17 protein-coding genes are annotated in these 17,901 nt (G+C 71.9%); 8 read left to right on the top strand and 9 right to left on the bottom strand.

The genetic code is table 11. The features are described from left to right. Positions 1–4 precede the first annotated feature (4 nt). Genes ACFYOV_RS09070 through ACFYOV_RS09060 form a run of 3 tightly spaced genes read right to left on the bottom strand, consistent with a single transcriptional unit; the run spans position 5 to position 3,209 of the window. Positions 5–838, bottom strand: a complete 834-nt coding sequence (locus ACFYOV_RS09070; protein ID WP_389084748.1) for a carbohydrate ABC transporter permease — start codon at positions 836–838, stop codon at positions 5–7. After that, on the bottom strand, positions 835–1,905 hold the full coding sequence (locus ACFYOV_RS09065) for a carbohydrate ABC transporter permease (protein WP_389084746.1): 1,071 nt from the start codon (positions 1,903–1,905) through the stop codon (positions 835–837). Before ACFYOV_RS09065 ends, ACFYOV_RS09070 begins: the two co-directional genes overlap by 4 nt. Before the next feature lie 8 nt (positions 1,906–1,913). Continuing rightward, a complete protein-coding gene (locus ACFYOV_RS09060; protein WP_389084744.1) occupies positions 1,914–3,209 on the bottom strand; it encodes an ABC transporter substrate-binding protein in 1,296 nt (431 codons plus the stop codon). A 352-nt stretch (positions 3,210–3,561) separates the two neighbouring features. On the opposite strand from ACFYOV_RS09060, the gene ACFYOV_RS09055 reads away from it, so the two are divergent. Then, positions 3,562–4,638 carry a LacI family DNA-binding transcriptional regulator gene (locus ACFYOV_RS09055; protein ID WP_389084742.1) on the top strand — a complete coding sequence of 359 codons (1,077 nt, stop codon included), beginning with the start codon at positions 3,562–3,564 and terminating at the stop codon, positions 4,636–4,638. A 94-nt stretch (positions 4,639–4,732) separates the two neighbouring features. Here the strand turns inward: ACFYOV_RS09055 and msrB are convergent, their stop codons facing one another. The 4 genes from msrB to ACFYOV_RS09035 form a co-directional block, all read right to left on the bottom strand. Beyond that, on the bottom strand, positions 4,733–5,140 hold the full coding sequence (gene msrB / locus ACFYOV_RS09050; RefSeq protein ID WP_389084739.1) for a peptide-methionine (R)-S-oxide reductase MsrB: 408 nt from the start codon (positions 5,138–5,140) through the stop codon (positions 4,733–4,735). A gap of 12 nt (positions 5,141–5,152) precedes the next feature. Further along, complete coding sequence (gene murC / locus ACFYOV_RS09045) at positions 5,153–6,541, bottom strand: UDP-N-acetylmuramate--L-alanine ligase (protein ID WP_389084737.1); 1,389 nt, start codon at positions 6,539–6,541, stop codon at positions 5,153–5,155. 72 nt (positions 6,542–6,613) lie between these two features. Continuing rightward, positions 6,614–7,069, bottom strand: coding sequence for an indole-3-glycerol phosphate synthase (locus ACFYOV_RS09040; protein ID WP_389085600.1), 456 nt, complete (start codon positions 7,067–7,069; stop codon positions 6,614–6,616). 285 nt (positions 7,070–7,354) lie between these two features. Beyond that, a complete protein-coding gene (locus ACFYOV_RS09035; RefSeq protein ID WP_389084735.1) occupies positions 7,355–8,158 on the bottom strand; it encodes a pyrimidine reductase family protein in 804 nt (267 codons plus the stop codon). On the opposite strand from ACFYOV_RS09035, the gene zapE reads away from it, so the two are divergent. The 5 genes from zapE to ACFYOV_RS09010 all read left to right on the top strand — a co-directional run bounded on the left by zapE (position 8,157) and on the right by ACFYOV_RS09010 (position 14,359). Next, positions 8,157–9,296 (top strand): cell division protein ZapE, encoded by a 1,140-nt coding sequence (gene zapE, locus ACFYOV_RS09030; RefSeq protein WP_389084733.1) that lies wholly within the window; start codon positions 8,157–8,159, stop codon positions 9,294–9,296. The two genes, ACFYOV_RS09035 and zapE, sit on opposite strands and share 2 nt — an antisense overlap. Before the next feature lie 404 nt (positions 9,297–9,700). Next, positions 9,701–10,282 carry a carbonic anhydrase gene (locus ACFYOV_RS09025; protein WP_389084730.1) on the top strand — a complete coding sequence of 194 codons (582 nt, stop codon included), beginning with the start codon at positions 9,701–9,703 and terminating at the stop codon, positions 10,280–10,282. A gap of 8 nt (positions 10,283–10,290) precedes the next feature. Beyond that, on the top strand, positions 10,291–11,793 hold the full coding sequence (locus ACFYOV_RS09020) for a SulP family inorganic anion transporter (RefSeq protein WP_389084728.1): 1,503 nt from the start codon (positions 10,291–10,293) through the stop codon (positions 11,791–11,793). A gap of 103 nt (positions 11,794–11,896) precedes the next feature. After that, positions 11,897–12,835, top strand: a complete 939-nt coding sequence (locus ACFYOV_RS09015) for a slipin family protein (protein ID WP_389084725.1) — start codon at positions 11,897–11,899, stop codon at positions 12,833–12,835. Positions 12,836–12,925: 90 nt separating this feature from the next. Continuing rightward, entirely contained in the window at positions 12,926–14,359 is a 1,434-nt protein-coding gene (locus tag ACFYOV_RS09010) for a PhoX family protein (RefSeq protein WP_389084722.1), read from the top strand. Positions 14,360–14,426: 67 nt separating this feature from the next. Here ACFYOV_RS09010 and ACFYOV_RS09005 read toward each other — a convergent pair whose 3' ends face one another. Both ACFYOV_RS09005 and ACFYOV_RS09000 read right to left on the bottom strand, forming a co-directional pair. Next, positions 14,427–14,912, bottom strand: a complete 486-nt coding sequence (locus tag ACFYOV_RS09005; RefSeq protein ID WP_389084720.1) for an SRPBCC domain-containing protein — start codon at positions 14,910–14,912, stop codon at positions 14,427–14,429. Beyond that, positions 14,909–15,283, bottom strand: a complete 375-nt coding sequence (locus ACFYOV_RS09000; RefSeq protein WP_389084718.1) for an ArsR/SmtB family transcription factor — start codon at positions 15,281–15,283, stop codon at positions 14,909–14,911. Before ACFYOV_RS09000 ends, ACFYOV_RS09005 begins: the two co-directional genes overlap by 4 nt. A gap of 98 nt (positions 15,284–15,381) precedes the next feature. On the opposite strand from ACFYOV_RS09000, the gene ACFYOV_RS08995 reads away from it, so the two are divergent. Both ACFYOV_RS08995 and ACFYOV_RS08990 read left to right on the top strand, forming a co-directional pair. Continuing rightward, the gene (locus tag ACFYOV_RS08995; protein ID WP_389084715.1) at positions 15,382–16,905 is read left to right on the top strand and encodes an FAD-dependent oxidoreductase; all 1,524 of its coding nucleotides are present in this window, start codon (positions 15,382–15,384) and stop codon (positions 16,903–16,905) included. Positions 16,906–17,015: 110 nt separating this feature from the next. Next, a complete protein-coding gene (locus ACFYOV_RS08990; RefSeq protein ID WP_389084712.1) occupies positions 17,016–17,879 on the top strand; it encodes a polysaccharide deacetylase family protein in 864 nt (287 codons plus the stop codon). Positions 17,880–17,901 lie beyond the last annotated feature (22 nt).

Genomic DNA, 17,901 nt, shown 5'->3' with positions numbered 1-17,901 from the left:
CGGTTCATTTGGCTGCGCCGGCGGTGAGTCCGGCGACGATACGGCGCTGGAAGAGCAGCACCATCACCACCAGGGGCACGGTCACGAGGACTCCGGCCGCCATCTGGCTGCCGAAGGGGACCTCGTAGGTGGTCGCCCCGGTGAACTTGGAGATGGCGACCGGTGCCGTCTGCATGGCGGGCTTGTTGGTCATCGACAGGGCGATGAGGAACTCGTTCCATGCGGCGATGAAGGTGATGATCGCGGTGGTGAAGATGCCCGGCGCCGCGAGCGGGACGATGACCTTCCGGAACGCCTGGCCACGGGTGCAGCCGTCGACCATGGCAGCGTGTTCCAGTTCGTCCGGCATCTGCCGGAAGAAGGCGGTCAGGTTCCACACCGCGAGGGGCAGCGCGAAGGACATGCTCGGCACGATCATGGCCTGGTAGGTGTTGATCCATCCCAGGTCAGTGAACAGCTTCAGCAGCGGAACCACGATCGACACGACGGGGAACATCGACGTGGCGATGATCAGGGTGAGGATCAGCCGCTTGAAGCGGAAGTCCAGACGGGCCATCGCGTAGGCGGTGAACGTGGCCAGCACCAGTGCCAGCACGGTGGTGACGCCCGCGACGATCAGGCTGTTGAGCAACGCACGGGCGAAGCCCTGCGAGGGGTCGAACACCGCCCGGTAGTTGCCGAACGAGACGCGGGACGGGACGAGCGAGATGTCGAAGAGGTCGGAAGCGGGCCGGAGGCTGGAGACCAGCATCCAGTAGAAGGGGGCCAGGCAGTAGGCCACCACTGCGGCAACGCCCGCGTACAGCAGCCGGCCGCGCCACTTCGCCGACACGGTCATGCCGTCACCTCCCGGCGACCGGGGAACAGGGCCCTGCGGAGCCCGCCTCGTCCCCTGCGCCGGTCCCGGGACCCGCCGGCGCCGACGAGATCGGTGCCGAGCAGCCGGACGAAGGCCAACGCGACCAGGAAGACGTAGAGGAAGAGGAGCACCGCGTAGGCGGACGCGGGACCGAAGCGGACGTTGGACGCCTCGTTCTGCGCGAGCATGGACAGGGTCTCCACCGAGTGCTTCTGTGCGCCGACGAGGATGTACGGCAGGTCGAACATGCGCAGGGCGTCCATGCAGCGGAACAGGATCGCCACCAGCAGCGCCGGCTTCACCAGCGGCAGGGTGACGTGCCAGAACTGACGCTGCGGGCCGGCGCCGTCGAGCCGGGCGGCCTCGTACACCTCCTTGCCGATCACCTGGAGACCTGCCAGGACCAGCAGTCCGACGAACGGGGCGGTCTTCCACACCTCGGCGACAATGACCGCGACCTTGGCCTGGAAGCCCTCCGTGGTCCACAGGATCTGGTGGCCGAGCAGCCCGTTGGCGATGCCGTTGCTGTTGAAGATCCAGCGCCACAACAGACCGGAGATGGCGGTGGGGACCGCCCAGGGGATGAGGATGGCGGCCCGCACCACGGCCCGCCCCCTGAACGCCTTGTGCATGATCAGTGCCATCCCCACGCCGATCACCGTCTCCAGGGCGACGGTCACGACGGTGAAGAAGGTGGTGTTCCAGAAGGCGTTCCAGAACCGGCCGCCGGCCTCCCCCAGGATGTCCGCGTAGTTCTCGAGCCCCACGAACGGCTCGGTGCTGCGGATGAAGCCGGTGCTGGGATCCAGCCCCTTGGGCCCGTACAGCGATTCGGTCAGTGCCATGATCGTCGGGTAGAGCACGACGACCGTCAGCACCAGCAGTGTCGGAGAGACGAGTATCGCCGCCATGCGGCCGGAGCCGGCGGTGGCGCGGTCCGCCCCGGCGCGGCGGACCGCCGGTGCGGTGGTCCGCCCGGCCCGGCGGCCGGTGCTGCCGCCGGGTGGACGAGTCGCGGTACCGGTCGGTGTCCTCGTGTCGGACATGGCCCGCCTCACTGCCCCATGGCGTTCTTCAGGGCCTTCTGCAGGTCCGTCAGCGCCTGTTCGGTGCTCTTGGTGCCGTTCAGGGCGGCGTATGCCTCCTGCTGCATCGCCGACGTGACGTCGCCGTACTGCACGACACGAGGACGCGGCACGGCCCGCAGGACGGACTCCTTCAGGACGGGCAGGTACGGGTACTGCTTCACGAGCGCCGGCTCGTCGTACAGACCGGCGTACGGCGGCGCCAGAGAGGCGTCCTCGAGGAAGGCCCGGGTCGTCTGCTCGCTGCTGAAGAACTTCATGAAGTCCAGTGCCGTCGCCTTGTTCTTCGCGAAGGACGACAGGGCGAGGTTGTGGCCGCCCAGGCTGGAGGCACCGGGTCCGTTCAGGCCGGGCAGTGGGGCGACCGCGAACTTTCCGGCCACCTTGCTCTTCTGCGCCAGGGAGTACACGTACGGCCAGTTCCGCAGGAAGAGCAGCTTGCCGGACTGGAACGCCTGACGGCTGTCCTCCTCCTGGTAGGTGATGCCTTCCCTGGCGATCGTGCCGTCCTTGAAGGATCCGGCGAGGAAGTCCAGGCCCTTGCGGGCGGCGGGGGTGTCGACGTCGGGCGTGCCGTCGGCGTCGGTGACCACACCGCCCGCGGAGTTCACGGCCTCGGCGAAGTTCACGGTGAGGCCCTCGTACTTCTGGAACTGCCCGGCGTAGCACGACATGCCCTTGCCCTCGGGCAGCTTCCTCACCTCGGCGCAGGCGTCCTTCATCTGCGCCCACGTCTTCGGCGGACCCGCTATGCCGGCCTTCTTCAGCAGGTCGGTGCGGTAGTACAGCATTCCGCCGTCGGAGCTGGCCGGGACCGCGTAGAGGCCTCCGCGGTACTTCGCGGTCTCCACCACGGGCTTGAGCATCTTCCCCAGCGGGAAGTGCTGTTCCGGCAGTCGGTCGATCCACTGGTGGGCGGCGAACTCCGACGTCCACACGACGTCCAGCGACAGCACCGTGTAGGCGTCGGACTTCGTCTCCGCGTTCTGGATCATCTGCTGCCGCTGGGCGTCCGCGTCGGTCGGCAACTGAACGAGGGTCACCTTCTCCTCGGGGTGGAGCTCGTTCCAGCGGTCGAGCACCGGCTGCAGGGTTCCCGTGGTGTCCTTGCCCGCCGCGTACGTGATGGGTCCGCGGCCCTCGAAGGAGCCCGCTCCGGCCTGCTCCCGGCCACTGTCGCCGGACGATCCGCAGGCCGCGAGTACGAGCCCGGCGGCGGTGAGCACGGCCGAGCACTGGAACGTTCTGGTGATCCTGGTCTTCAACTGTCTCTCCTGGTCGTGCGGGACCGGAGGCGTCGCGGATCCCGGGAGGGGACCTTCCGCGTCGGCGCCGGATGGCTCTACTGCCCAAGACCGCGTTGTCACAGCGCATCTTGGAAAGAAAGTGCAGGTCAAAGGTGCTCTCGAAGAAGCAAGAGGGGGCACTTGAACCGCTCAGGACAACGCTTGCACGCTAGAAGCGCCGTTGCTGGACGTCAATGCGTTACGCGCCGGTAATGCCGGAGATCCGCAGAAGTCACTGCCCGGATCCCGGGCTTTCGCATGGGATTGCCGCTGCTGACAGCGCTGTCACCGATGACGCGCCGCGGTCGGCCCCTGTGCTACCGTCCGGCCCATGCCACCAGCTCAGCGACACCCCACCATGGCTGACGTCGCCGAACGGGCCGGGGTCTCCACGTCCACGGTTTCGCGCACCCTGCGCGGGTTGTCCACGGTGTCCCCCGAAGTCCGTGCCCGGGTCGAACGGGCCGCCAGGGAACTCGACTTCGCGGTCTCCCGGCAGGCGGCGAGCCTGGTCACCGGGAAGACGGGGACCGTGGCGGTGCTCGTCTGCACCCTGAACTCGTGGTTCATGGGCTCGGCCCTGTCAGCCCTCGGCCCCCTGCTGCGCGCGGCGGGGCTGGAACTGAACCTGTACGTCATTCCCGACCTGGCCGAGCGCGCTTCCTTCTTCGAGCGCCTCCCGGCCCGCCGCAACGCCGACGCACTGCTGGTGTTCTCCTTCGACCTCACCGACGAGGAGAGCGCACGGCTCGACGACCTGGGGATGCCGGTCATCTACGTCAGCCAGCACGTCGACGGGCGTCCCAGCGTGTACGTGGACGATGTGGCGGGGGCGCTCAACGGCACACGGCACCTGCTCAACCTCGGTCACCGCAGGATCGCCTTCATCCGGGCCACGGGCGCCAGCGGATTCTGCTTCAGCTCCAGTGAGCGGCTGCTGGGTTACCGGCAGGCACTCACCGAAGCGGGTCTGCCCCTCGACGACGACCTCGTCGTCGCCACACCCTGTGCCGACAAGGGCGGCACCGCCAAGGCACTCGGCGAACTGCTCAGCCTGCGCGAGCCGCCCACCGCCGTCTTCGCGCAACAGGACGAAGTCGCCGTCACCGCCATCCGGGCCCTGCGCACGACCCGGATGGACGTGCCCGAGCAGATGTCGGTCCTGGGATTCGACGACCACCCGGTGGCCGACCTGTTCGACCTGTCCACGGTGGCGCAGTCACCCTGGGACATCGGCCGCGAGGCCGGCGAACTGGTCCTGAAACTCATCGACGACCCGTCCACGGACCACGGGCAGCACGTGATTCTCCCCAGCCACGTCATACCCCGGGCGACCACGGCCCCCCTCCCCGGGCCCCGGCATCAGGGGCCGGAGCAGGCGGGTTCGCCGCAGGTCCCGGCAGGCTAGTGGGTGCCGCTCCGCTTCCGTTGCCGTTCGGTGTCCCGCCGACGGGCACGGGCGCGCCCGTCGGCGGTTCGGCTCAGCGGTGCGGACCCGCGCCTCACCCCTGCGCGGGCCGCAGCCGCAGCGCGATGCTGTTGATGCAGTAGCGCTGGTCGGTGGGCGTCGGGTAGCCCTCGCCCTCGAAGACGTGCCCGAGGTGGGAACCGCAGCGGGCGCAGCGCACCTCGGTGCGGACCATGCCGTGGGAGCGGTCCTCCACCCGTTCGACCGCGTCGGAGTCCCTCGGGTCGTAGAAGGACGGCCAGCCGCAGTGCGACTCGAACTTGGTCTCGGAGGTGAACAGTTCGGCGCCGCAGGCGCGGCAGGAGTAGACGCCCTCGGTCTTGGTGTCGGTGTACTCGCCGGTGAAGGCGGGTTCCGTGGCCGCCCGGCGCAGGACGGCGTACTCGGACGGCGACAGCTCCGCGCGCCACTGCTCGTCCGGCTTCTCCACGTCGTACGGCATGAGCTGGGCCCCTTACTTCGACAGACGGTCCAGGACGCGCGGGCCGAGGTCGGTGACGTCGCCCGCTCCCATGGTGAGAACGAGATCGCCGGGTTCCGCCATTCCCGCGATCACCTCGGGGACGTCCGCCGCGTCGTGCACCGCCGTCACGTCCGCGCCGGCCGCCCGGGCCGCCTCGATGATCAGCTCGCTGGTCACGCCGGGGATCGGGTCCTCGCGGGCCGGGTAGATGTCGAGCACGACGGAGGCGTCGGCCAGGGCGAGGGACTGGCCCATCTCCTTGCCCAGTTCCCGGGTGCGGGAGAACAGGTGCGGCTGGAAGACCACGAGGATGCGGGCGTCGCCGGCGGCGGCGCGCATCGCCTCGAGGTCGGCCGTCATCTCGGTCGGGTGGTGGGCGTAGGAGTCGATCACCTGGACGCCCGCCGCCTCGCCCTTGAGCTGGAGGCGCCGCTTCACCCCGGTGTACGCGGCCAGTGCCGGGGCCAGTTCGGCGGCCGGGACGCCCAGCGCGACGCCCGCGGCCAGTGCGGCCACCGCGTTGTGCGCGTAGTGGCGGCCGGGGACGGACACGGTGAAGGTGAGCGGGGAGCCGTCCAGTTCGACGGTCACCTCGCTTCTGAGCCCCTGCGGGACGACCGACAGCACGCGCACGTCGGCGTCCGCCGACTCGCCGTAGGTCACGGTACGCACCGTGCCGGGCAGGCGCCGGGTCAGCTCCCGCGCGCCGTCCTGGTCGGCGGAGATCACCAGGGTGCCGCCGGGCACGATCCGGCCGACGAACGTCTCGAAGGACTCGTGGATCTCCTCGATCGACGCGTAGTTGGCGTGGTGGTCCAGCTCCACGTTGAGGACGATCGCCACCTCGGGCGCGTACTTGTGGAAGCTGCGGTCGGACTCGTCCGCCTCGGCGACGAAGATCTCGCCCTCGCCGTGCCGGGCGTTGGAGCCGGGGGCGTCCAGGTCGCCGCCGATGGCGTACGACGGCTCGCGGCCCAGCTCGGTGAGGGCGACGGCGAGCATGGAGGTCGTGGTGGTCTTGCCGTGGGTGCCGGCCACCGCGATGGGCCGCAGGCCGTCCATCAGGGCGGCGAGGGCGTCGGAGCGGTGGACCACCGGGACGCCCAGCTCGGCGGCGCGGACCAGCTCGGGGTTGTCCTGGCGGATCGCGGAGGAGACGACCACGCAGCTGGCGTCCTCGGCGAGGTGCCCGGCCGCGTGGCCGATGTGCACGGTGGCGCCCAGCGCCCGCAGCGCCTCGGCGGTCGCGGAGTCCTTGGCGTCGCTGCCGGCCACCTTCGCCCCGCGCTGGGCGAGGATCTTGGCGATGCCCGACATTCCGGCGCCGCCGATGCCGAGGAAGTGCGGTCGGTCCATGGCGGGGGGAAGGCCGGGTGCCATACGTGTTTCTCCCAGTGGTGCGGCGATCGGGACGACGGTCTTCGCGCCCTCGCGGGAAGGCGCCGCCCCAGCCTATGCCTTGCTGTGCGAGAACAGTTTCAGCACCGGCACTCCCACCTTGTGCCGGGCCCGGGAGGCCCAGTCCCGGTGGAAGAACTCCTCCACGTAGTGGGGGTCGGTCAGCACGATGACCTCGTCCGCGTCGACCTCCTCGACCATGGCCCGGAGCGCGTCCAGCGGGTGGTCCTCGACGAGTCGGCCCTCGGCCTCGTCGCCGGAGGCGCGCAGGGCCCGGAGGGAGACGTCCAGGGCCTGTTCGCCCACGCTCCTGGCCTCCTCGCCCTCGGGGGTCTCGCCCTCGCGGACGGCCTCGTCGAGCTCGCCGAGGGCGACGTCGTCGATGGCCCGCAGCAGCCGGTCCGCCTGTTCGCCGCGCGGCTGGAGCAGCACGTGGAAGGAGACCGGCTCGTCGCCGTGCAACGTGGTGAGGAACTCCACGTCGGCGGACGTCAGTGCCTTCTCGATCATCAGTACGCTTGTGAACACCAGGCGCCCCTTCTCTTCGAGGGCCCTCGGGCCCTCTCTCCTCCGCAGGCCGAGCCGAGCCCTGCGGAAACCATCCTGCCCCGTGTTCGCACGGGCACTGCCGGATCCAGTGTGCCCTTCGGCGGGCTAAGCGGAACCGAAGATTCCGCCGATTACCGGACCAGCGGTAACCATCGAACCCGTTTCCGGATGCTCCCGTACGGGCCGAACGGGCCGGTCCCTCCGGCCGGACAGACCGGGCCGGACGGTCGGCGCCGGGCGATCGGGTCAGGACCGCCGGTACCGCGTGAAGAGGAAGCCGTTCTCCTCCAACATCGACATCAGCGAAAAACGGCGCGGAATTGTCACTGAGGGTCCATCGGCGATGCGCTGGGCGTCACCGGCGGTGAGCATCGGCGAGACGGTCAGGCAGATCTCGTCGAGCACCCCGGCGGCGATCATCTGCCCGAGCAGCCGTGGTCCGCCCTCCGTGAGCAGCCGGGTGTGCCCCAGCTCCGCGAGGGCCCGCACCGCGCGCGCGGGGTCCACGCCGGCCCCTTCCCCGGCGGTCACCACGCGGGCGCCCGCCCGCTCGGCGGCGGCGATCCGCCCGCGATCGGCCGTCGCGCCCGTCAGGACGAGGGTGGGCACCGGGGGGGAGGTGAACAGCGGCAAGGAGAAATCCAGGTCCAGGCTCGCGGAGACCACCGCGATCGCGGGCGCCGGGCCCTGCCCGGCGGCCTCCCGGGCCGCCGCGAACTCGGCACGCGCGCGTGCCGGGCGGTAGCCCTCCTGACGCACCGTCTGCGCGCCCACGACCACGACGTCCGCCAGCGCCCGCAGTGTGCCGAAGATCCGCATGTCGGCGGGGCAGGAGATGGGCTGGGAGCGGCCCTCGTGCTGGGCGGCGCCGTCGAGGGTGGACACCATGTTGGCCCGCAGCCACGGCTCGCGGCCCCCGGGGCCCGGCTCCGGATAGGCGTAGGCGGCGGCCAGCTCGGCCAGGCTCCACTCCCGTCCGTCCCCGGTGGAACCGGGCGCCTCACCGGCGGGATCTGCTGTTTCGTGGGTCACAGGGAACAGGCGTCGCATGCCGAGCAGTGTTCCACGCCCCGTAGCATGGGTAAGCGTGTCGTCCTCCTCCACCGCCCACCGCGGCCCCACAGCCGACGCGGCCCCGCTGTCCCTGTGCGCCCGCGAGCCGCACGTCCCCGCGGACCACCTGGTCGCGGAGATGGTGCCGCCGCCGCGGTTCGACGCGGTGCGCTTCGACACCTACATACCGGACCCCGGCCGACCGAGCCAGACCGAGGCCGTGCGCGTCCTCGAGGGCTTCGCGGCGGGCCTGGGCGGCGCACCGGACGGCGGCTCGGGCAGGCGCCGGCTGTTCGGCCTCGGCAAGGCGCCGAAGAAGGCCCCGTCGGGCCCGCGCGGCGTCTACCTCGACGGCGGTTACGGCGTCGGCAAGACCCACCTGCTGGCGTCGCTGTGGCACGCCACCCCGGCCGAGCCGGAGCTCAAGGCGTTCGGCACCTTCGTGGAGCTCACCAACCTGGTGGGCGCTCTCGGCTTCCAGCAGACGGTGAAGACCCTCTCGGGCCACCGTCTGCTGTGCATCGACGAGTTCGAGCTGGACGATCCGGGCGACACCGTGCTGGTCTCCACCCTGCTCGGCAAGCTGGTCGAGGCCGGTGTCGCGCTCGCCGCCACCTCCAACACGCTGCCGGGCAGGCTCGGCGAGGGCCGGTTCGCCGCCGCCGACTTCCTGCGCGAGATCCAGGGCCTGTCGGCCCACTTCCGCGCCCTGCGCATCGACGGCGAGGACTACCGCCACCGGGGTCTGCCCGAGGCGCCGCCGCCGCACCCCGACGAGCTGGTGACCAAGACGGCGCACAGCACCGAGGGCGCCTCGCTCGACGCGTTCCCCGACCTGCTCGACCACCTCGCCAAGGTGCACCCCAGCCGCTACGGCGCCCTGACCGACGGGATCCGCGCGGTGTGCCTGACCGGGGTGCGGCCGGTGCCGGACCAGTCGACGGCCCTGCGGCTCGTCGTCCTCGCCGACCGGCTCTACGACCGCGAGGTGCCCGTGTTCGCCTCGGGCGAGCCGTTCGACCGACTGTTCAGCGAGGAGATGCTCAACGGCGGCTACCGGAAGAAGTACTTCCGGGCGATCTCGCGGCTCACCGCCCTGGCCCGGGACGCGGGCAGGCTCACCGGGACTAGCTGACGGGGTTTCGGACACCCGACCGAATACCGCACGCCCAGCGGCCGGTTCACGCCACACCACCTCCGCTTTTCAGGCGTCCTGCGCCCCGAGACGCGAAGTTGACCCTGCAAAGCCCTTTGCAGGGTTAACGTGTTTCTTGACCAACCGTTGACCAACCATTGACATACCCACAGGTGCGAACCACCCGGTGGGGAACGCGTGTTCCAAGGTCCGGCGATCCCGGTCCCTCGCTCCGCCCTTGCCGCCGCTTTACCGATTCTTCAACTGTTCGCACCCGGCGCGTCTTCGCAACCGCGTATACGACGCGTCAGGCAAGGGCCAGGGCTCGACGCGGAATCCGCGCTCCCCCCGTCTGCCATGCCCGTCCGACGCGCTCCCCACGGCGCGCCAGGAGGAAACAGCCCATGCAACCCCTCATCGACAACGCCCGCGGCTTCGGCCGGCGCCCTGAGGAGTTCGCCCGCCTCGCCGAGGGCCAGTCCCCCGACGTCCTGTTCATCACCTGCTCCGACTCCCGGGTCGTGCCGACCCTGATCACGGGCGCCCGGCCCGGCGAGCTCTTCGAGCTGCGCACCGCGGGCAACATCGTCCCGCCCCACGACCCCGGGCGCCCCAGCGCGGAGGCGGCCACCGTCGAGTATGCCGTGGAGGTCCTCGGCGTGCGGGACATCGTGGTCTGCGGCCACTCCCACTGCGGGGCCATCGGCGCGCTGGTGCGCGGCGACGACCTCGACGCCGTGCCCGCCGTACGCGACTGGCTGGCGCACGCGGCCGGTGAGCCGGCCACGGCCGACGCGACGGACCCCACGTGCGCGCAGGCCGTGCAGCACCACGTCCTGGCCCAGTTGCTGCGGCTGCGCTCCTACCCGTGCGTCGGGAGCCGGCTGGACTCCGGCCGGCTGCGGCTGCGCGGCTGGTACTACGAGGTGCACACCGGGGCCGTGCGCGAACACCGCGTGCAGACCGACACGTTCGAGGCGCTGTGAGCGCGGCCGTGCGCAGGTTCCCCCATCTGCGGCAGGACGTCGCCGCCTCCCTGGTCGTGTTCCTCGTCGCGGTGCCGCTGTGCGTGGGCGTCGCCGTCGCCTCCGGCGTCCCGGCCGAACTCGGCCTGGTCACCGGCATCGTGGGCGGCCTGGTGACCGGACTGCTGCCGGGCAGCAGCCTCCAGGTGTCCGGCCCGGCCGCCGGCATGACCGTACTGGTCTTCGAGGCGGTCTCGGCGTACGGGCTGCCGGCGCTCGGCGTGATCGTGCTGGGCACCGGCGTGCTCCAGCTGGTCCTGGGCGCGCTGCGGCTCGGGCGCTGGTTCCGCGCCATATCGGTCTCGGTGGTCGAGGGCATGCTGGCCGGTATCGGTCTGGTGATCATCGCGGGCCAGCTGTACGCGGCGGCCGGTCTCGAGGCGCCCGCCTCCGGCCTCGACAAGATCCTCGGGCTGCCCGGGGCGGTGGTGGACGCGCTGAGCAGCACCGAGGCCCTCGTCTCGCTCGCCGTGGGCGCGGGCACCGTGGCGGTGCTGGTGCTGTGGCGGTGGATGCCCTCGGCGGCACGGGCCGTGCCCGGTGCGCTCGCGGCGGTGCTGCTCTCGACCGCCGTCACGCTCGCCTTCGCCCTGCCCGTCGCCACGGTGGAGGTGCGGGGCCTGACGGGCGCGATCCAGCCGCCCGGCGCCGACGCCTTCGGCACCCTGGCGGACGTCGGGCTCATCGGCACAATCCTCGCCTTCACCCTGATCGCCTCCGCGGAGAGTCTGTTCAGCGCCGCCGCCGTGGACCGGCTGCACGACGGCCCGCGCACCCGGTACGACAGGGAGCTGATGGCGCAGGGCGCGGGCAACACGGTCTGCGGGGTGCTCGGCGCGCTGCCGATGACCGCCGTCATCGTGCGCAGCTCGGCCAACGTGCGCGCGGGGGCCCGCACCAAGGCGTCCCGGGTCCTGCACGGGGTCTGGCTGCTGCTGTTCGCGGCGCTGCTGCCCTCCGCGCTGGCGCTGGTCCCGCTGCCCGCGCTGGCCGGCATCCTGGTCCACGCGGGCTGGAAGCTGATCCCCTTCCGCGGGATCGCGGGGCTGTGGCGGGCGCACCGGGGCGAGGCGCTGATTCTCGTGATCACCGCCGTGTCGATCGTCGCGGTGAACATGTTCGAGGGCGTCCTGATCGGGCTCGCCCTGTCGGTGGTCAAGACCGCCTGGGAGGCCTCGCACGCAAAGCTGGAGGTCATAGACAAGGGCGCGGGCCCCATCCAGGTGTACCTGTCGGGCAACGCGACCTTCCTTCGGCTGCCGCGGATCCTCGACACCCTGGAGTCCCTGCCCGAGGACCGCCCGGTCGAGCTGGACCTGTCCGGCGTCCACCACCTCGACCACGCCTGCCGCACGGCCCTGGAGACCTGGGCCGAGCGCCACGGTGCCGCGGGCACACCACCGGTGCGGGTCACCCACGGCTCGGGACCCGGGGCACCGGATCCCGAGCGGCCGGTCACGTCCACCCCGTAGCCGCCGCGTCCGGTCCGGGGCATGGCCCCGGACCGGACGCCGGGCATATCGTTGCAGGAGCGGGTGGAAGGGTCCGGAACAGACCTCTGGACGGGAGGTCGTCATGGTCGAGGAGCTGCTCACGGCGGCCGTCGCGACCGGTGCCGCGGTAACCGCCTACCTCGCCGCGGCGGCGCGGATCGTCAAGCAGTACGAGCGCGGGGTGGTCTTCCGGCTCGGCCGGCTGCACGGCGACGTGCGCAGGCCCGGGTTCACGCTGATCGTGCCGTTCGTGGACCGGATACGGAAGGTCAACCTGCAGATCGTCACGATGCCGGTGCCGGCCCAGGAGGGCATCACCCGGGACAACGTGACGGTGCGGGTCGACGCCGTCGTCTACTTCAAGGTCGTGGACGCCTCCGCGGCGATCGTCAACGTCGAGGACTACCGCTTCGCGGTCTCGCAGATGGCGCAGACCTCACTGCGCTCGATCATCGGCAAGAGCGACCTCGACGACCTGCTCTCCAACCGGGAGAAGCTCAACCAGGGCCTGGAGCTGATGATCGACAGTCCGGCGATCGGCTGGGGCGTGCAGATCGACCGTGTCGAGATCAAGGACGTGTCCCTGCCCGACACGATGAAGCGGTCGATGGCCCGCCAGGCCGAGGCGGACCGTGAGCGCCGGGCCCGGGTCATCAACGCCGACGCCGAACTCCAGGCGTCCAGGAAGCTGGCCGAGGCGGCCCAGCAGATGGCGGACACGCCGTCGGCGCTGCAACTGCGGCTGCTCCAGACGGTGGTGGCGGTCGCCGCCGAGAAGAACTCCACGCTCGTGCTGCCCTTCCCGGTGGAGCTGCTGCGGTTCCTGGAACGCGCCGCACAGCAGCCGGCGCAGCAGCCGGCACCGGCGGTGGAGGACAGGCCCCGAGGGCGGGAGGCGGCTCCCGCGGAGGACCGCCAGGTAGGCGAAGGTCGGGCTCCATCGGAGGACCACCGGGCACGCGAGGAGCCGGCGCTCCCGGAGGACCGCCAGGAAGCCACTGGGCCCGCACCCGTCGCGTGACACGTGCTACGCGCGTGGTTCCCGCGGCCGACGGCAGGTGATAGACACAGCGGGGTCACGGTTCCTGTCCGCCAGCAGGAAGGTTTCCCCATGTCAGAAACCGGCTCGACGACCCCGTCTCCCTCTGGCTCCGCCGCCGGCTTCCCGTCCGCCGCCTCGACGACACGGCGTCAGCTGCTCGCCCGGTCCGGCGCCCTCGGCGTCGGCATCGCGTTCAGCGGCGCCCTGTCCGAACTCTTCACCGGCACCGCCGCCGCAACCGAGGCCCTCGGGCACGGCGGCTACGGCCCTCTGATCCCCGACCCCGACGGCCTGCTCGACCTGCCGCGGGGTTTCCGCTACCGGGTGCTCTCCCGCGAGGGCGAGCCGATGAGCTCCGGCGAGGGCCCCGTCCCCTCCAACCACGACGGCATGGCCGCCTTCGCCGGCCGACACGGCCGGGTCCACCTCGTCCGCAACCACGAGAACCGCGCCACCGGCAGGATCCCGGTGCCCGCGGTCGAGGGCCTGACCTACGACCCGGCCGGCAAGGGCGGCTGCACCGCGCTGACCCTGGACGCCCGCGGCCGGGTGCTTGCGGAGCGGGTCGCGATCGCCGGTACGGCCGTCAACTGCGCGGGTGGGCCCACCCCGTGGGGCACCTGGCTGACCTGCGAGGAGACTGAGGACAAGGCGGGCACCGCCGGCTACGCCAAGGACCACGGCTTCATCTTCGAGGTCGACGGCGCCGACCCGCGCCGCACCGGCGCCGTACCGCTGACCGCGATGGGCCGCTTCCAGCACGAGGCGATCGCCGTCGACCCGAGGCGGGGGGTGGTCTACGAGACCGAGGACGCCTTCCAGCGGCCCTTCGGCCTGTTCTACCGGTTCCTGCCCGACAAGCCGCTGGGCGGCACCGGTTCGCTGCGCGCGGGCGGCCGGCTCCAGGCGATGCGGGTGCCGGGGGTGCCGGACCTGTCCTCGATCCAGGAGACGGGGGCCCGCTTCGACGGCATCGAATGGGTGGACGTTCCGGACCCGCTGGCCGTCGGGACCCCGATCCGGCTCCAGGACTTCGGCCCCCGGGGCATCACGCACGCGCAGAAGCTGGAGGGCTGCTACTGGGGTGGGCGCTCCGTGTACTTCGTCTCGTCCTTCGCCCGCAGCGCGGAGGGGTCGGCGGGCGACCACTACGGGCAGATCTGGCGGTACGACCCGGACCGCCGACGGCTCACCCTGGTGGTCGTCTTCGGCCCGGACACGGACGTCCGGCTGCCCGGCGAGTCCCCGGACAACATCTGCCTGGCGCCGAGCGGCGGCCTGATGGTCTGCGAGGACGGTGACGGCGCCCAGCACGTCTACGGCGTGACCCGGCACGGCGACGTGTACGCCCTGGCCCGCAATCGTCAGAACATCGGCACCGACGAGCAGCCGGAGTGGGGCGAGTTCGCCGGGGTCACCTTCTCGCCGGACGGCCGCACGATGTACGTCAACTGCTACACGCCCGGGACGACGTTCGCGGTGACGGGCCCCTGGCGCAGGTAACCGCACGGCAGCGGCCGGGGACGGCGGATGCGGCACCCGCCGTCCCCGGCCGCGCGTCGCCGCGGGGTCAGCCCGCCAGCAGGGCGTCCATCTGGCCGACCGCCGCGCTGAGCCCCTCGACCATGCCCATCTCCGCGAGCTGGTCCATCTGCTCCCGGGTGTCGAAGACCGAGCGCAGTTCCATCCGGGTGCCGCCGTCGTGCCGGGTGAGGGTCATCCGTACCGCCGTGGTCGGCATCTCGGCGTTCGGCTTGCCGTCCTGGTCCGAGAAGCCGTCGGTGAACTCCAGCGAGGTCGGCGGCGCGACCGAGGTGACCCGCCACCACCCGCCGAACTTCTCGCCCTCGGGGCCGGTCATGAAGTACCTGACCTCGCCACCGGGCGTCAGGTCGTGCTCCTCGAAGGTCGCCGGGTAGCTCGGCGGCCCCCACCAGCGCTCCAGCTTCCGCGGGTCGGCCCACAGCTGCCACACCCGTTCCACCGGGGCGGTGAAGTCGGCGATCAGGGTGAGCGTGAGGTTGTCGACGTCCTTGTCCACACGGGTGACAGTCATTCGTCCGGTCCTTTCGTCGGGTCGTTCTCCTCGGCTCCGGCGTCGCCGGCGAGCAGACCGGACATCCGGTCCACCCGCGCCCGCCAGGCCGTCTCCAGTTCGTCGAGGGCCTGCCGCGCGCGGCCCACCGCATCGGGGTCGGTACGCACGAGCTGCTCCCGTCCGCGTCGCCGCTTGGTGACCAGACCGGCCCGCTCCAGCACCGTGACGTGCTTCTGCACCGCGGCGAAGCTCATCGGATACGCCTCGGCCAGCCGCGACACGGACAACTCGCCCCGTACGCAACGGCGGAGTATGTCGCGGCGCGTCGTGTCGGCCAGGGCGTGGAACAGCCGGTCGACGGTCTCGTCGGTCGATCCATCTACAACCATTTGGTTGTACGTTATCCCTGCCCGTGCCCGTGCGCAACAGGACAGGGCCGTCCGGGTGTCCCGTCACTGAAGCCGGCGCACCGGGGTACCCGGCTGCCATGACGGAGAAGCAGCAGGTCAGCGGCTCGTACTGGCTCGAGACGGCTCCGGACGGCCGGCACGCCCCCCTGACCGAGGACATCGAGGCCGACGTGGCCGTGATCGGCGGCGGGATCGCCGGCCTGTGCACGGCGTGGGAGCTGACGCGAGCCGGGAGGAGCGTGGCGGTACTGGAGGCCGGCCGGATCGCGGCGGGCGTCACCGGCCACACCACCGCGAAGATCACCGCCCTGCACACGCTGATCTACGACAAGCTGCGCCGCACCCGCGGCAGTGAGGGCGCACGCCTGTACGCCCGTTCGCAGTCCGAGGCGATCGAGCACACCGCCGAGGTCGTGGCCGAGCTCGGCATCGACTGCGACTGGGAACGCCGCAGCGCCTACACGTTCGTGCGCGACACGAGCCGGGTGGACGAACTGCGCGCCGAGGCGGAGGCCGCGCGCGAGGCCGGTCTGCCGGCCTCGTTCGTGACGGAGACCGGCCTGCCCTTCCCGGTGGCCGGTGCGGTGGAGGTGACCGGCCAGGCGCAGTTCCACCCCCGCAAGTACCTGCTGGCCCTGACCCGCGACCTGATCGCGCGCGGCGGACGCGTCTTCGAGGACACCACTGTCCTCGGCCTGGACGAGGGCGAGCCCTGTCGTGTGGCGACGGCGACCGGCGCCACCGTGACCGCCCGGGACGTCGTCGTGGCGACCCACTACCCCATCTTCGACCGGGCCCTGCTCTTCACCCGCCTCTCCCCGCGCCGGGAGCTTGTCGTCGCCGGGCCGATCCCCGCCGACCGCGACCCGGGCGGCATGTACATCACCCCGGACGAGAACACCCGCTCCGTGCGCACCGCGCCCTACGGCGAGGACGGCACCCGGCGTCTGCTGGTGATCACCGGGGAGCACTTCACGCCGGGCACCGGGGACACCCGGTCCCGTTTCGAGCGCCTGTCCGCCTGGGCCCGGGAGCACTTCCCCGAGGTGGACCTCACCCACTCCTGGGCCACCCAGGACAACGACCCCACGGACACCGTGCCGCTGGTGGGCCCCCTGCACCAGGGCGCCCGGCACGCGTACGTCGCCACCGGCTTCGCCGGCTGGGGCATGAGCGGCGGCATGATGGCCGGCCGGCTGCTCACCGCGCAGATCACCGGCGAGGAGTGCGAGTGGAGCGGGCTGTACGACCCGCGCCGGCTGCGTCCCGCCGTGCGCGAGGCGCCGTCGTTCCTCGCCACGCAGGCGAAGGTCGCCAAGCACTTCGTCGGCGACCGGCTGCGCCCCTCGCCGCCGGTGGAGGCCCTGCCCCCCGGCGAGGGCGCCGTGGTCCGCGCCGGGGGCGGCCGGCTCGCGGTCTACCGGGACGACGACGGCACCCTGCACGCGGTCTCGGCGCGCTGCACCCACCTGGGCTGCCTGGTCGACTTCAACGCGGCGGAGCGCGCCTGGGAGTGCCCCTGCCACGGCTCCCGCTTCGACACGGACGGCAAGGTGATCCAGGGTCCGGCCACACGGCCGCTGGAGCAGCGGGACATCTGAGACACCGGGAGGCGAGGGTGCGGGGCCGGGTCCGCCCGGGAGGGTGACGGGCAGCGCCCACCCCCGCGAAGCGCGACGAAACGGCCCTTGTCGCACCATACCTTCATGCGGTGATCGCATCAGTATGCCGAGTAGTCGCCGCCTGCGCCCTGGGCGCCGCCCTCACCGCCTGCGCCACCGCGCAGCCCGCCCGGCCCCCGGGCGAGCACGCCCACCCGGGAGCCCCCTCCCCCACCCGCACCGCTCCGGCGTCGCGCCCGCCCACGCTGGCTCCCGGTCCGGCCGGTCTGACCCCCGTCTTCGAGAGCGCCCCCCGCACCGCCGCGGACCGGACCGTCGCGCTGACCTTCGACGCCGACATGACCGCCGACCAGGGCCCTCGGGCGGCGGCGGGCGAGCGCTTCGACCATCCGCGCCTGATCGGCACCCTGCGGAGGCTGAGGGTGCCGGCCACGGTCTTCATGACCGGGAGGTGGGCCGAGGAGTACCCGGACCAGGCCCGCTCCATCGGCCGGGACCCGCTCTTCGAGGTGGCCAACCACTCCTACAGCCACTACGCGTTCACCGACGGCTGCTACGGCCTGCCGACCCTGCCCGGCCACCGGATGCGGGCGGACGTGGAACGGGCGTACGCAGCCTTCCGCAGGGCCGGGGTACCGGACGCCAAACCGTACTTCCGCTTCCCCGGCGGCTGCTACGACCGCAGGGCGCTGAAGGCGCTGACGCCGACGGGTGTCACGGCCGTGCAGTGGGACGTGGTCGGCGGCGACGCGTTCGCCACGGACGCCGACGCGGTGGCCCGGCAGGTGCTGGACGGGGTGCGGCCGGGTTCCGTGGTCGTCCTGCACTGCACGCGCAGCGCGGCCCCGGCGACGGAGCGGGCGGTGCGGCGGATCGTGCCGGAGCTGCGTCGCGAGGGCTACCGGTTCGTCAAGGTCTCGGAACTGATCGCGAGGGCGGGCGGCCGGAGCTGAACGCGGCGCCGCCGCCCGTCCT

The sequence above is a fragment of the Streptomyces sp. NPDC005931 genome, assembly GCF_042871235.1.
GTDB lineage: Bacteria > Actinomycetota > Actinomycetes > Streptomycetales > Streptomycetaceae > Streptomyces.
Note: the sequence above shows the minus strand (reverse complement) of the source record. Positions and strands in the feature narration are given on the sequence as shown.

Coding starts and splice junctions, on each gene's coding strand:
- ACFYOV_RS09070 (WP_389084748.1), bottom strand. CDS start 838: ATGACCGTGTCGGCGAAGTGGCGCGGCCGGCTGCTGTACGCGGGCGTT.
- ACFYOV_RS09065 (WP_389084746.1), bottom strand. CDS start 1,905: ATGTCCGACACGAGGACACCGACCGGTACCGCGACTCGTCCACCCGGC.
- ACFYOV_RS09055 (WP_389084742.1), top strand. CDS start 3,562: ATGCCACCAGCTCAGCGACACCCCACCATGGCTGACGTCGCCGAACGG.
- msrB (WP_389084739.1), bottom strand. CDS start 5,140: ATGCCGTACGACGTGGAGAAGCCGGACGAGCAGTGGCGCGCGGAGCTG.
- murC (WP_389084737.1), bottom strand. CDS start 6,541: ATGGCACCCGGCCTTCCCCCCGCCATGGACCGACCGCACTTCCTCGGC.
- ACFYOV_RS09040 (WP_389085600.1), bottom strand. CDS start 7,069: ATGATCGAGAAGGCACTGACGTCCGCCGACGTGGAGTTCCTCACCACG.
- zapE (WP_389084733.1), top strand. CDS start 8,157: ATGCCGAGCAGTGTTCCACGCCCCGTAGCATGGGTAAGCGTGTCGTCC.
- ACFYOV_RS09035 (WP_389084735.1), bottom strand. CDS start 8,158: ATGCGACGCCTGTTCCCTGTGACCCACGAAACAGCAGATCCCGCCGGT.
- ACFYOV_RS09025 (WP_389084730.1), top strand. CDS start 9,701: ATGCAACCCCTCATCGACAACGCCCGCGGCTTCGGCCGGCGCCCTGAG.
- ACFYOV_RS09015 (WP_389084725.1), top strand. CDS start 11,897: ATGGTCGAGGAGCTGCTCACGGCGGCCGTCGCGACCGGTGCCGCGGTA.
- ACFYOV_RS09010 (WP_389084722.1), top strand. CDS start 12,926: ATGTCAGAAACCGGCTCGACGACCCCGTCTCCCTCTGGCTCCGCCGCC.
- ACFYOV_RS09005 (WP_389084720.1), bottom strand. CDS start 14,912: ATGACTGTCACCCGTGTGGACAAGGACGTCGACAACCTCACGCTCACC.
- ACFYOV_RS09000 (WP_389084718.1), bottom strand. CDS start 15,283: ATGGTTGTAGATGGATCGACCGACGAGACCGTCGACCGGCTGTTCCAC.
- ACFYOV_RS08995 (WP_389084715.1), top strand. CDS start 15,382: ATGACGGAGAAGCAGCAGGTCAGCGGCTCGTACTGGCTCGAGACGGCT.